The organism is Janthinobacterium sp. OK676, assembly GCF_900103595.1.
Lineage (GTDB): Bacteria > Pseudomonadota > Gammaproteobacteria > Burkholderiales > Burkholderiaceae_D > Janthinobacterium.
Genome location: NZ_FNHA01000002.1, coordinates 22,685 through 36,079 on the forward strand (window position 1 = coordinate 22,685; position 13,395 = coordinate 36,079).

13 protein-coding genes are annotated in these 13,395 nt (G+C 65.3%); 4 read left to right on the forward strand and 9 right to left on the reverse strand.

Annotation, left to right across the window (positions count from 1 at the left end):
* Positions 1-9: 9 nt before the first annotated feature.
* The 4 genes from sppA to BLU39_RS03650 all read right to left on the reverse strand — a co-directional run bounded on the left by sppA (position 10) and on the right by BLU39_RS03650 (position 6,000).
* Positions 10-1,884, reverse strand: coding sequence for a signal peptide peptidase SppA (sppA, locus tag BLU39_RS03635; protein WP_092709977.1), 1,875 nt, complete (start codon positions 1,882-1,884; stop codon positions 10-12).
* Positions 1,885-1,947: 63 nt separating this feature from the next.
* Complete coding sequence (locus BLU39_RS03640; protein ID WP_092711251.1) at positions 1,948-3,426, reverse strand: sodium:solute symporter; 1,479 nt, start codon at positions 3,424-3,426, stop codon at positions 1,948-1,950.
* Positions 3,427-3,484: 58 nt separating this feature from the next.
* Complete coding sequence (locus BLU39_RS03645; RefSeq protein WP_092709980.1) at positions 3,485-4,702, reverse strand: YeeE/YedE family protein; 1,218 nt, start codon at positions 4,700-4,702, stop codon at positions 3,485-3,487.
* A gap of 86 nt (positions 4,703-4,788) precedes the next feature.
* Complete coding sequence (locus BLU39_RS03650; RefSeq protein WP_092709983.1) at positions 4,789-6,000, reverse strand: MFS transporter; 1,212 nt, start codon at positions 5,998-6,000, stop codon at positions 4,789-4,791.
* 144 nt (positions 6,001-6,144) lie between these two features.
* Between BLU39_RS03650 and BLU39_RS03655 the strand changes: the two genes are divergently transcribed.
* Positions 6,145-6,375, forward strand: a complete 231-nt coding sequence (locus BLU39_RS03655; RefSeq protein ID WP_092709988.1) for a DUF3820 family protein — start codon at positions 6,145-6,147, stop codon at positions 6,373-6,375.
* Here the strand turns inward: BLU39_RS03655 and BLU39_RS03660 are convergent.
* Positions 6,370-7,287 carry a LysR family transcriptional regulator gene (locus tag BLU39_RS03660; protein WP_175539206.1) on the reverse strand — a complete coding sequence of 306 codons (918 nt, stop codon included), beginning with the start codon at positions 7,285-7,287 and terminating at the stop codon, positions 6,370-6,372. The two genes, BLU39_RS03655 and BLU39_RS03660, sit on opposite strands and share 6 nt — an antisense overlap.
* 140 nt (positions 7,288-7,427) lie before the next feature.
* On the opposite strand from BLU39_RS03660, the gene BLU39_RS03665 reads away from it, so the two are divergent.
* Positions 7,428-8,795: an MFS transporter gene (locus BLU39_RS03665; RefSeq protein WP_254788882.1), complete on the forward strand. Its 1,368-nt coding sequence runs from the start codon at positions 7,428-7,430 to the stop codon at positions 8,793-8,795.
* A gap of 18 nt (positions 8,796-8,813) precedes the next feature.
* Here BLU39_RS03665 and BLU39_RS03670 read toward each other — a convergent pair whose 3' ends face one another.
* Positions 8,814-9,197: a glutaredoxin gene (locus BLU39_RS03670; RefSeq protein WP_092709997.1), complete on the reverse strand. Its 384-nt coding sequence runs from the start codon at positions 9,195-9,197 to the stop codon at positions 8,814-8,816.
* Positions 9,198-9,333: 136 nt separating this feature from the next.
* Between BLU39_RS03670 and BLU39_RS03675 the strand changes: the two genes are divergently transcribed.
* On the forward strand, positions 9,334-9,849 hold the full coding sequence (locus BLU39_RS03675) for a hypothetical protein (protein WP_092710000.1): 516 nt from the start codon (positions 9,334-9,336) through the stop codon (positions 9,847-9,849).
* 6 nt (positions 9,850-9,855) lie between these two features.
* On the opposite strand, the gene BLU39_RS03680 is transcribed toward BLU39_RS03675, so the two are convergent.
* On the reverse strand, positions 9,856-10,344 hold the full coding sequence (locus BLU39_RS03680; protein WP_092711253.1) for an Lrp/AsnC family transcriptional regulator: 489 nt from the start codon (positions 10,342-10,344) through the stop codon (positions 9,856-9,858).
* A gap of 77 nt (positions 10,345-10,421) precedes the next feature.
* On the opposite strand from BLU39_RS03680, the gene BLU39_RS03685 reads away from it, so the two are divergent.
* Positions 10,422-11,315, forward strand: a complete 894-nt coding sequence (locus BLU39_RS03685; RefSeq protein ID WP_092710003.1) for an EamA family transporter — start codon at positions 10,422-10,424, stop codon at positions 11,313-11,315.
* Here BLU39_RS03685 and BLU39_RS03690 read toward each other — a convergent pair.
* Both BLU39_RS03690 and BLU39_RS03695 read right to left on the reverse strand, forming a co-directional pair.
* Positions 11,300-12,601, reverse strand: coding sequence for an ATP-binding protein (locus tag BLU39_RS03690; protein ID WP_092710006.1), 1,302 nt, complete (start codon positions 12,599-12,601; stop codon positions 11,300-11,302). The two genes, BLU39_RS03685 and BLU39_RS03690, sit on opposite strands and share 16 nt — an antisense overlap.
* Complete coding sequence (locus tag BLU39_RS03695; RefSeq protein WP_092710009.1) at positions 12,598-13,275, reverse strand: response regulator; 678 nt, start codon at positions 13,273-13,275, stop codon at positions 12,598-12,600. The genes BLU39_RS03690 and BLU39_RS03695 overlap by 4 nt, the downstream gene beginning before the upstream one ends.
* Positions 13,276-13,395: the final 120 nt, after the last annotated feature.

Sequence of the window (13,395 nt, forward strand, 5' to 3'; positions counted from 1 at the left end):
CCCTCTGCCTTACTTGCCGCCCAAGGGCACCTCGCACAGGCAGTGCGTGAGGGCCATGAACGGTTTATGTTCGCGCGTGATGCCCGTCAGCCAGGAGATATCCTGCGCCATGCCCAGCGCCGCATCGGCCGGCAAGCCGGTCGTGGCCAGGCCCAGCTTCACGTGCTCGCCCAGTCCCAGCGACGCCATGGCCTTGGAACCGAACATGCCGATCAGACGGTCCACGTTCGACGTTTCCTGCTCCATATACGTCACGCGGTAGTCGCTGCCCAAGTTGGCGCGCTTGGCGGCCGAGGCCAGCGCATCGCCATAGCTGCCGATGCGGTCGACCAGATTGCGCTCTTTCGCCTGCAAGCCCGTCCAGACGCGGCCCTGCGCCACTTCATTGATCTTTTCCGGCGTCGTCTTGCGCGCCTTGGCGGCCAGGCCCAGGAAGTCGCCATACACGTGGTTGATCGAACCCTGGATCACTTCGGCGAAACGGGGGTCGAGCGGACGCAATGGATTGCCCGCGTCAGCCAGCCAGGTGGTCGGCGAACCGGCCGTGTGGATGCCCAGCTTTTCCACCACCTTGTCTGCCGTCGGCAGGATGGCGAACACGCCGATGGAACCGGTGATGGTGGCCGCGTCGGCGATCACTTCATCGGACGAGGTGCTGATCCAGTAGCCGCCCGAAGCGGCCACGTTGCCCATCGAGACGACCACGGGTTTACCGGCGGCGCGCGTCAGTTCCAGTTCGCGGCGTATCAGTTCCGAGCCGAAGGCGCTGCCGCCAGGCGAATCGACGCGCAGCACGACGGCCTTGATCGATTTGTCTTCGCGCGCCTGGCGGATCAGGCGCGAGGTGGACAGGCCGCCGATGGCGCCCGGTGGCGCGATGCCGTCGCCGATTTCGCCCGAAGCGATGACCACGCCGACGGCGTCGCCGACGTGCACGGGGCGCAGGCGCGCCAGGTAATCGGTGTAGTTCACCTGGCGGAAGTTCGTGCCTTCCGTGTTCTTCGCGCCGCGCGCCATCATGAACTGGCGCAGTTCATCGCGCGTTTTCAGGCCGTCGACCAGCTTGCCGTTGAGCGACAGCTTGGCGATGTCGCCACCGGCGGCCGTCATCATGGCGGGCAGATTGTCGATCGTTTGCATGATGGCGCCGGCCGGCAGCTTGCGTGCCTTTTCCACGTCCGTCGTATAGGTGGTCCACAGGCCGTTGTTCAGGTAGCGGTCCGCTTCGGCCGCCGCGTCGGACGGGCCGTTGGCGATGAACGGCTCGGCCGCGCTTTTATACGTGCCCACTTTCAGCAGGTTGACCGTCACGCCCACCTTGTCGAGCGCGTCGCGGTAGTAATTGCGGTAGCGGCCAAAGCCTTCGAGCATGACGCCGCCCATCGGGTGCAGGAATACCTCGTCGGCCTTGGCCGCCACCAGATACTGGCGCTGGTTGTAGCTCGAACCCCAGGCCGTCACTTTCTTGCCCGTGGCGCGGAAGCGTTCCACGCCGGCCGCCACTTCGCGCAGCGAAGCGAAGCCGCCGCCCTGCAACTCGTCGAGCAGGATCACCATGGAACCGATGTTCTTGTCCTTGGCGGCCGTGTCGAGCACCGCCAGCACGTCGCGCAGCTGCACGCTTTTCTTGACTTCGCCGCTGACGTTGGCCAGCACGGCTTCGCGCACGCCGCCCGGCGTTTCCTCGACGAGCGGGCCTTGCAAGTCCAGCACCAGGGTGGTCTTTTCCGCCAGGGGCTTGGCGCCGCCGCCGAAGATGGCGATCAGGATGGCGATGACGATCAGCAGGAAAATCAGATTGATGACCGCGCGGCGGGTGGCGTCAAGCGCGCGCCAGAATGCGCCGAAACCGCGGCGCAGCGGCGGGAAGGGGTTGAGTGACATTGATGCTCCGTGAGGTTATATACCTAAAGGAAACCAATATAACTGAAAACGGCTTGAATCGTCTTATTTTGACAACTGTGCCTGGCCTTCGGCATGCACTGGCGCCGGCGTGGAAATGAGGAACAGGCCGCCCAGCACCAGGGCGCCATTGAGGATCAGCAATTCCAGGCCGATGCGGTAATGCTCGAACAGCCGCGCCTGCTCCTGCTCGACCAGCGCGCACAGCAGCGGCCCCGCCACGGCCACCAGCGGCACCCAGCGGTCGCGCACGCCGCGCCGGCTCAATAAGCCGAAGGCGAACAGGCCCAGCAGCGGACCATAGGTATAGCTGGCCAGCTTGAGGATCACGCCTATCATGCTGGGGTCGTCCAGCCACTTGAAGGCCATGATCAGGATCAAGAACAGCGCGGCAAACCCCAGGTGGACGCGGCGGCGCCAGCGCATCTGCGCGGCCGGATTCAAGTCCGCCCGCCGCTGCACGCCGAGGATATCGATGCAGAACGTGGACGTGAGCGCCGTCAGCGCCCCGTCCACGCTGGGAAACAGGGCGGAAATGAGGGCGATAAAGAAGATCAGCTGCACGACGGCAGGGAAATGCCCGAGCACGACAGCGGGAAACAGTTTGTCGCCCGTGGCCGTCAAGCCGGCCAGCGGCGCATACAGGTGCAGCAAGCCGCCGAGGAACAGGAACAGCAGCAGCACACCCGTGAGCACCACGGTCAGGCTGAGCATGTTCTTTTGCGAATCGCGCAAGGTCCGCACGGAGATATTCTTTTGCATCATTTCCTGGTCCATGCCCGTCATGGCGATCGTGATGAACATGCCGGCCACGATGTGCTTCCAGACATAGGCGGGGCTGTCCGGGTCGACGATAAAGATGCGCGTGAGGCCTTGCGCGCGCATGCGCTCGAGGCTGTCGACTAGGGACAGGTCCATCTCGCGCAATAAAAACACGCTGCAGATGACGAGACCGGCCAGCATGCACGCCGTTTGCAGGGTATCGGTCCAGACGATGGTTTTCACGCCGCCTTCATACGTGTAGAGCAGGATCAGCAGCAGCACGGCGCAGGACGTCAGCCAGAACGGCACGCCCAGGCTGTCGAGGATGGTCGCTTGCAGGATATTGACCACCAAGTACAGCCGCGCCGTGGCGCCCAGCAGCCGCGACACGATGAAAAACGCCGCACCGCTCTGGTAGGAGCGCCGTCCCAGGCGCAGTTCAAGGTAGCGGTAAATCGAGGTCAGCTGCAGCCGGTAGTACAGCGGCAGCAAGATGAAGGTGATGGCCAGGTAACCGAGCACATAGCCGATCATCAGCTGGATGTAGCCGAAACCGTTGCTGCCCACGGCGCCAGGCACGCTGATGAAGGTCACGCCCGTGAGTGTCGTGCCCACCATGCCGAAGGCCACCAGCATCCAGTTGCTGTTCTTGTTACCGATGAAAAAACTGTCGTTGGTGGCGTGGCGCGAGGTGCGCCATGCCACGCCCAACAGGATCAGGAAATACGCGAAGACGACGGCAAACAGGATGAGGGGCGACATGGACGTTGCGCTGGCGGCAAAGAGGAACAGGGGCAGCAATATACAGCAAAGCCCACCATCAGCAAGCGCCAGGCTTCACCCGCTCCACTTCCAGGCCGAACCACGGACGCAGGCGCGTGCCGACGACGTTGCCCAGAAAAGCGCAGACCAGCCACAGCCAGCCGTGCAGGCTGCCCGAGATGATGCCGCTGAAGTAGGCGCCGATGTTGCAGCCGTAGGCCAGGCGCGCGCCGTAGCCGAGGAGCAAGCCGCCGACGATGGCGGCAATGATCGAGCGGCGCGGGATGCGCCACACGGGCGCATAGCGGCCGGCCAGCGCCGCCGCCAGCATGGCGCCCAGCACGATGCCGATGTCCATCACGGACGTCTTGTCTTGCGTCAGCGGCGCGGCCAGCGCGGCCGCGTTGGCCTTGGTCGACCAGTAAGCCCAGCTGGCCGTGTCGATGCCGACCACGGACGCCGCTTTCGCGCCCCACAGCGCAAACGCGGACGTCACGCCCCACGGCTTGCCCGACAGCGCCAGTGTGGCGAAGTTCAGCACGACGAGGGCGACGGCGCCCGCCACCAGCGGCCACGGGCCGTGCAGCCAGGGCGAGGCCTGTGCCGGGCGCAATGGCGTGGCGACCAGCTTGCCATGGCGGCGTTTTTCAACGAAGACCGTGATGGCGGCGATCAGCGCGAAGACGATCCAGTTCAGCGCCAGCGCGGGCACCAGGCCCAGGCTGGTGACAATGGAAATGGGCTGGAGTTGCGGCAGCGCCGTCCAGAACGGCATGTGCGCCGTGCCGATCACCGAGCCGATAATAAAAGCGGCCAGCGTGATGAGCATGCGCGTGCTGCCCCCGCCCACCGTGTACAGGGTGCCGGACGCGCAACCGCCGCCCAGCTGCATGCCGATGCCGAAGATGAAGGCGCCAAAGATCACCGAGGTGCCGGCGGGAGACACGAGGCCCGCGACGGGCGTGCCGAACAGGGTGCCGGCCGACAGCGCAGGGAAGAACAGCGCCACGCCCACGGCCAGCATCAGCATTTGTGCGCGCAAGCCGTCGCCGCGCCCATCGGCAATGAAAACGCGCCAGGCGGACGTAAAACCGAAGGCCGCGTGATACAGGGTGATGCCGAGCAAGGCGCCCACCACGTACAGCGCGGCCTGCTTGATGCCGACGCTCTGCGCCAGATACCAGGCGCCTAGCACGATGAGCAACAGGGCGACGCCCAGCGGTTTCGGATTGATGGCGGTGCGCAGGCGTAGCGGTGAGATTGCTGTATCGGACATGGGGAATAGGGGCGAGAGAAAAGTAAACGTCATTCTCGCCCGTTTTGATGTTTTCTGCCAGAAACTTACCGGCAGACCGGGCTAGCTTAGTGCCCTACCGCATGGATCGACTTTTCACCGCCAGCCCGTACGGGAATCGGGTGCAAACGATCCAGCCGGCCGCTCAAGGCCGTCAAGCCGAAGGCACCGAGCACGACGAGCGCGCCGATCCAGCCCGTGTGCACGAGGCCCAGGTGTTCGACGATCAGGCCGCCGCCCCAGGCGCCGCCGGCGATGCCAAGGTTGAAAGCGGCGATGTTCAGGCCCGAGGCCACGTCCACGGCGCGGGGCGTGAAATGTTCGGCTTGCTGCACGACATACACTTGCAAACCGGCCACGTTACCGAAGGCCACGGCGCCCCACAGCAGCACGGTGATAACGACGAGCACCGGATGCGGCGCCGTGAAGGTCAACAGTAGCAAAACAAACGCCAGCAGCAGGAAGATCCGTTTCAGGGCACTGACGGGGCCCTTCTTGTCGGCAAGCTTGCCGCCCCAGATATTGCCGAACGCCACGGAGATACCGTACACGAGCATCACCACGCCCACGGCGCCGGCGCTGAAACCCGACACTTGCTGCAGGATCGGCGCCAGGTAGGTAAAGGCGATGAAGGAGCCGCCGTAGCCGACGGCCGTCATCGCGTACACGAGCAGCAGGCGCGGCTGGCCCAGCACCTGCACTTGCTGCAACAGCGATGCGGGCTTGCTGTGGGCGATGGTCGACGGTACGTACAGCAGGCTGCCGATGAACGCCACCAGGCCGAGGGCCGAGACGGCGAGGAAGGTTTCGCGCCAGCCGAAATGCTGGCCGATGAAGGTGCCCAGCGGCACGCCCGTCACCAGGGCCACGGTCAAGCCCGTAAACATGATGGCAATCGCGCTGGCCGCCTTGTCTTTCGGCACCAATGACGTGGCGATGGTCGAGCCGATCGAGAAGAACACGCCATGCGCCAGCCCCGTCAGGATGCGGGCGACGACGAGGGTTTCGTAGCCCGGTGATTTCCACGCCAGCAAGTTACCCAGGGTGAACAAAACCATCAGCGACAACAGCAGGGTCTTGCGGGGGATCTTGCCCGTCAGTGCCGTCAGCACGGGCGCGCCGACGGCCACGCCCAGCGCATACAGGCTGACCAGCAGGCCGGCCGACGGCAGGTTGACGCCCAGGTCGGCGGCGATGGTGGGCAACAGCCCGACGATGACAAACTCGGTGGTTCCGATGGCAAATGCGCTGAGGGTCAGCGCGAGCAAGGCAATGGGCATGGCAAACTCCGATCAATGATGTTGGCATGCAGTATCGGGGTTTTCTTTATTCCGAAAAATACCTCATTGGGCAGAAGATACTTGCGCACAGCTCAACAATGCGATGGTCTGCTACACTGGCCGCATCGATACGGGGTTACCACCATGAATTCAGAAAAACTGGCGCTGCTGCTCACGCGCGAAATGCCATATGGGAAGTATCAGGGACGGCTGCTGGCCGATTTGCCGGGCCACTACCTGGGCTGGTTCGCGCGCGAGGGCTTTCCCTCGGGCGAACTGGGCAGCTTAATCGCCCTCATGTACGAGCTCGACCACAACGACTTGCGCAGCTTGCTCGACCCGCTGCGCACGCCTCAAAACAGGCCGCGTTCATAAGGCCGCGCCAAACCGCTCCACCACGAAATCGACGAAGCTGCGCAGCTTGGACGACATGCGCCGGTCGCGCAGATAGATCAGATGCAAGGGCCGGCTGGGCGGCGTGTAGCCGTGCAGCAGGCGTACCAGACGGCCATCGGCGATATCCTGTGACAGCATAATCTCGGGCAACATGACGATCCCCATGCCGGCCAGCGCCGCCCGCCGCAAACCTTGCGCGCTGTCGACCCGCATCCGGCCCGCAATCGGCACGCTGATGTCGCCCTGCGGCCCCGTCATGCGCCAGGATGGCTGCGTCGAACGCCACTCGGAGCGTGAGGAATAGGCATAGGCCAGGCAATTGTGCTGCGCCAGATCCTCGGGCCGCCGCGGCTCGCCGTGCTGCGCCAGATACGCCGGTGCGGCGCACAGCATCAGTTGATACGGCGCCAGCGGGCGGGCCACCAGGTCGGCCCCGTGCTGGTCGCCAAGGTTGCCGAGGCGGATAGCCGCCTCGAAGCCATCCTCGGCCAGGTCCACCACGGTGTCCGTGATGACCACATCGATATCGACCTTGGGATAGCGCGCCGTATAGTCGGCAAGCGCGGGGATCAGCCGTTCCGTGCCGAATGTCGCGGAGGCGGTCACGCGCAGCCTCCCCTTGGGGCTGCTTTGCGTTTCCAGCGCCAGCGCCTCGGCATCGCCGACGAGGCCGAGGATCTCCATGCAGCGTTCGTAATACGCCTTGCCGAATTCCGTCAGGTGCTGGCGCCGCGTGGTGCGGTTGATGAGGCGCGTGCCGAGATGCTCCTCCAGCGCCTGCAAATGATTGCCGACCATCGTGGGCGACAGCTCGCATTGCGCCGCCGCGGCCGTCAAGCTGCCCGTATCGACGACACGGATAAAGATGGTCATCGCCTTGAAGATATCCATTATCAATATTTTCTAGGTAGTCAAACAATAAAAATCCAGTTTATCTAATTTTTCAAGGCAATACAATGAGAGCGGAACCAGTCGGCGTTTTTCGCGACGACTCCCATCAACCAGAGCACTCTCTTCGGGACTTCCTCCTCATGCCTACCCTGACACCGCGGCACACCTTATCGCCACGCCTGACCCTGTTCGCCACCAGCCTGGGCTTCGTGCTCGTCATCCTCGACGTCACGGTCGTCAACGTGGCGCTGGAACGCATCCAGGCATCGCTGGGCACCGACGTGACCGGCTTGCAGTGGATCATCAACGCCTACACCCTGGTCCTTGCCAGCCTGCTGCTGACGGCCGGCGCCATCGGCGACCGTTACGGCGCCAAGCGCATCTTCATCATGGGCTTTGCCCTGTTTACCGTGGCATCGCTGGCCTGCGGCATGGCAGACACCATCGGCGCCCTGATTGCCGGCCGGGTCGCCCAGGGCGTGGGGGCGGCGCTGTGCGTGCCCGCCTCGCTGGCCTTGCTGAGCGCCAGCTTTCCGGAAGCGGCCGCGCGTGCGCGCGCCGTGAGCATCTGGGCGGGCGTGGGAGGCCTGGCGCTGGCGGCCGGGCCCGTGGTGGGCGGCATCATGGTCGACCGTTTCGACTGGCCCAGCATTTTCCTGCTCAACCTGCCACTGGGGCTGGTCGGCATCTGCGTGACCCTGGCCTACGCGCCATCGGGTTCAAAGTCAGCGGGACGGGGCCTGGACCTGGGCGGGCAAGCGCTGGCGATTCTCGCGCTGGGCGGACTCACCCTCGGTTTTATCGAAAGCGGCGCACTGGGCTGGACGCACCCGCTGGTGCTGTCCGGTTTTGCCTGCTTCGTCGTGGCCGGCGCCCTGTTCATCCTGGTCGAAGCGCGGGGCACCGACCCGATGCTGCCGCTTGCCTTGTTCCGCTCGCCAGTGATGAGCGCTTCCTGCAGCGTCGGGCTGCTCACCAACTTCGCCTACTATGGCCTGATGTTCGTGCTCAGCCTGTTCTTCCAGACGACCAAGGGGTATACGCCATTGATGACCGGGCTGGCTTTCCTGCCGATGACGGCGCTGGTCACGCTCGCCAATCTGCTGTCTGGCCGGCTGACGGCGCGCTACGGCCCCCGCCTGCCCATGGTGATGGGGCAAGCACTGGCCGCCTGCGGTTATCTGGCGCTGGCCGGCATTGGCGCGGCCACGCCGTATGGCGTCATCGTCGGCCCGCTGCTGGCGGCCGGGGTCGGTGTCGCGCTGACGGTTCCCGCCATGACGACGGCCGTACTCGCCACTGCCGACAGGCAGCGCACGGGGATCGCCTCTGGCGCGTTGAACGCCGCGCGCCAGACGGGCGGCGTGATCGGCGTCGGAGTATTCGGCTCGCTGGTCGCTGGCGACGCGGCACACCTGCTGGCCGGCATGCATGTCGCGCTGCTACTGGCAGGCGCCGCACTCGGCATCGGCGCCCTCATCAGTTTTGGCCAGATCAAGGCACGCTAGCTGCCTGCCCTGCCACGCTTAAAACTCGCGCACTTTCTTTGCCAGCATGGCGCTGAACTCGCCATTTTCCACGAGCTTGTGCAGCTCGCTGGCGCCGCCGATGAGCACGCCGTTGACAAAGACCATGGGAAACGTCGGCCAGCCCGTCCACATTTTCAGGGCATTGCGGCGGTGCCACTGGCTCACATAACTGCCGTATTGCAGATACTGGTAGGGCGTGCCCAGCACGTCGAGGATCTTGCGCGCCTTGCGCGGAAACGGATTGAGCGCCATGCCGACCACCACCACCTGGTGCGCGGCGATGGCCGCCCGCACTTCGCGCACGATGTCCTGGTGCTTGCTGCCGATCAGGGGGCGGGCGGCGGGATGGATCTGGGCTTGGTCGAGGATGGCGCGGGTCATGAAAGTCCTGGGGTCAGTGGCACGTGGCGTGCGGATCCACGCATTGTGCCACGCACACAGGCCGGCGTGGGCTACACTGCGCCCCATCTCCCCTTCGCGTCAAATTCGCATCAAATATATGCAAGCAATCCACCCCATGCCTGAATGCCGCAGCAGCCGCCTGCTCGGCGCTCTTTTGCTGGCCGCCTGCTGCGCCAGCGCCGTTGCCGATCCCGCGCTGGAAACGGAATTGGCGCATGCGCTGCACCTGAAAAAAGGCACGACGGACAGAGTCGGCACTTCCGGCAAGGCCATCGCCGCCTACGTGCGCGAAGGCTACATGGGCAAGCGCCCCGACCAGCGCTTCGACTACACCGATTACTACCTGCTGAAGAAACCGGCCCGCTTCATGGGACATGAACTGGTGCTCATCGAAGAGGAATACATCACGCAATACATAGGCTGCTGCGTGAGCCCCGGCGCCGGCGTGACGGTGAAGGTACGCGGCAGCACGCAGAACCTGCAGGCATTCGCCAGCGCCCAGCGCTGCACCCTGACCGACCCCGTCGATGTGCAACATGCACTGAGCGAGGTGGCCATCAGGACCCGGCTGCCCAAGGGCCATTACGCCTCATTGAGCTGCCGTGAACGCGATGCCGAGCGCGAAGAGTAGCAAGTCCTACCCCAGCGGCACGTGCAGGCCCATCTTCAGGCAAGTCAGTGCCACCGACGTGCGGTAGCGGCGGATATTGTCGTCGCCGCCGAACAGGCGCTCCGTCAGCGCCTCGTATTCGGCCATGCTGCTGGCGGTAATGATCAGCAGGTAATCGGCCTCGCCCGTAATCCCGTAGCACTGCTGGATGGCAGGCTCGGCCATGATGCGCGCGCGCATGCCGGCCGTGCGCTGCGGGTGCTCGTCGTGCAGATGCACTTCCACCGTCAGGATCAGGGGTCGGCCCACGCGGCTTGCGTCGAGTACGGCCACTTCCTTGCGGATCACCCCGCTCTCGCGCAGGCGGCGGATGCGCCGCTGCACGGCCGGCGCCGACAGATGCACGGCCTGGGCGATTTCGCGCTGCGAAGTCGTGTTATCGCGCTGCAAGATGTCGAGGATGGCCAGGTCGAAGGTATCGAGCGTGATGGAAGGCGTGAGCGAAAGTTGCGTCATGAAGGTCAAAATGCAGTGCAAAACTCGGATCAGACACAATAAACTTTCGCTATTCCGATATCAAGCCTTTTATCACCATGCCATTACGCCGCTATTCTTCCTTGATTCCCCTGCTGGCCATCCTCGGCTCCGTCACCTGCCTGGGACTGGGCACGTCATGGGCCAAGCACAGCCTGTTTCCGCTCGTGGGCGCCCAGGGCACGACGGCCGTGCGCGTGGGCTTTTCCGCCTTGCTGCTGTTGCTGTTCTGGCGCCCGTGGCGCTGGCAGCTGAGCCGTGCCGACCTGCGCACGGTGGCCCTGTACGGCGGGGCGCTGGGCTTGACCAACCTGTGCTTCTACATGGCCTTGCGCACGATCCCGTTCGGCATCGCCGTGGCGATCGAGTTTTCCGGCCCACTGGCGGTGGCCCTGCTGGCTTCGCGCCGCCCGCTCGACTTCGTCTGGGTGGCCCTGGCCGTGGCGGGACTGGCGCTGCTGCTGCCGCTCGGCCACGACGTCAGCAAGCTCGATCCCACGGGCGTGCTGTTCGCCCTGGGCGCGGCCGTCTGCTGGGCTTCGTACATCGTCTTCGGCAAGCGCGCCAGCCATCTGCATGCGGGCCACTCCGTGTCGCTGGGCCTGGCCATGGCCGCGCTGGTGGTCGTGCCCGTCGGCGTGATGCACAGCGGCGCCGCCCTGCTCTCGCCCGTCGTGCTGGCCGTGGGTCTGGGCGTGGCCCTCATTTCCAGCGCCATCCCGATCTCGCTGGAAATGGTGGCCCTGAAGCGGCTGACGCCGCAAGCGTTCGGCATCATGAGCAGCATGGAGCCGGCCGTCGCCGCCATGCTCGCGTACATCCTGCTCGATGAACGGCTGGGCGCCGGGCAATGGCTGGCGATTGCCATGATCATGGCCGCGTCGATGGGCAGCTCGTACATGGCGCAGCGCCAGAGACGCGCCGCGCCGGCTGGTGCTCAGGCCCGAATATAAGTCGTGAAGCGGGCGCCGCCCAGCGGCGAGTCGTCGATGGCGATGGCGCCGCCGTGCAGCGCGACGGCCCTGGCGGCGATCGCCAGTCCCAGGCCGTGGCCGGCGGCCGCATGGTCCTGTTCGCGGGCCAGGCGATAGAACGGGGCGAATACCTGTTCGCGCTGGCCGGCGGGAATGCCGGGGCCATCATCCTCGATCACGATGCGCAGCGCATCGCCTTCGCGCACGGCCGACAGCGCGATGCGCGCGGTGGCATATTTGGCCGCGTTGCCAAGCAGGTTGCCGATGGCGCGCGCCAGCAGGCGGGGATCGCCGCGCAATTCGCCCAGGTCATCGGCGATGCAGGCGTCCACTTGCCGCGGCAGGATGGCCGCCATGCAGTCGCGCAGCAAGGGCGCCACGGCAAACGGCTGGCGCGGCAAGGCTTGCGCGTGATCGAGCTGCATCAGGCCCAGCAATTCGTTGACCAGCGTTTTCAATTCCCCGACATCGGCGCCCATGGCGTCGATGCGTCGACGCAGGGCCGGGTCAAGCCCCCCATGCCGTTCGTCCAGCAGCGCCAGGCCGAATTCCAGCCGCGCGATCGGCGTGCGCAATTCGTGCGACACCGACAGCAGCAAATGCCGGCGCGCTTCCAGCAGGGCGCCGATGCGCTCGGCCATCTCGTTGATGCGGCCGGCCAGCGGCGCGATGCTCGACGCCGGCTTGACCTGCGCCCGCGCCGCCAGGTCGCCTTGCCCGAAATCGTCGGCCATGCGCGACAGCGCGGCCAGGCCGCCCCCGTGTGCGCGCGTCCACCAGCCCAGCGGCAGCAGCAGGCATAGCGCGATGACGGCAAAGCGGATCGCCTCCATGCGCAGGGCCTGGCCGACGTCGATGGGCAGGTTTTGCGCGTGGAGCACATCGTCCTCGCTGCCGGCATAGCGCGCGCCCGTGGCGTCCACGCGGCGATAGAAAGCCTTGCCGCCCACGTCCATCACGACGGCGCCCCGCAGCAGCTGCGCGCGCCCCTCGGCAGGCAGCGCCGGCAGCACGGCGGACAAAGGCTGGAGCTCCAGCGCGACGTCCGACACTTCGCGCACCTTGTTCAGGCGCGGCAGCCATTCGTCGGCGGGCGCCTGGTCAATGTACTGCTCCAGCAGGAAGATCTGGCCGGCGGCCTGGTCGCGCGCGATGTGCTCGAGCGGATCGCCGAACAGGCGGCTGAAGGTGAAGTAAATGACGCAGCTGGCCAGCGCGATGGCCAGCACCACCAGCAGCGCGAAACGCCAGAAAAGACGGTTCATTCCCAGGCGGAGGGCGTGAGCAGATAGCCTTCGCCCCACACCGTCTTGATGCGTTCCGCGCCGCCGTCGTCGAACTTGCGGCGCAGGCGCGAGATGCAGTTGTCGATGCTGCGGTCGAGGCCATCGAACTCGATGCCGCGCATGCGCACGAGGATCTCGTTGCGCGACATGACCTTGCCTGCGGCGTCGGCCAGGATCGCGAACAGCTTGAATTCGGCGCTGTTCATGGCGATCTCCTGCCCGCGCCAGTGCACGGCGCGGTTTTCGCGCGACACGCGCAACTGGCCGATGACGATGTCGCTGCCGCCCGCAGCGCTGCCGCGCCGCTGCAGCGCGCGCAGGCGGGCCAGCAGCACGCGCGGCTGGACCGGCTTGTTCACGTAATCGTCGGCGCCCTGCTCCAGGCCCGAGACTTCGTCGAAAGTGTCTTCGCGCGCCGTGAGTATCAGGATGGGCACGGCGCTGAGCTGGCGCAGCTGGCGGCATACCACCAGGCCATCGACGCCGGGCAAGGTCAGGTCGAGTATGACCAGGTCGGGCTGGAGGTCGCGAAAGCGCGCCACGGCCTGGTCGCCGCGCGTCACCACATCGACCGCATAGTCGTATTCATCGAGGTATTCCTTGACCAGCGCGGCAAGCCGCGCATCATCCTCCACCAGCATTACACGTTGCATCGTCCCTCCGCGCCGCCATTTTGTCGCGTATTGTAGTGGAGCGCGGCGCGCAAGTGGCATATTCGACAATCAGGTACACATTTGTACACTTTCCATACAAATGCGGCCTACAAATTGAGG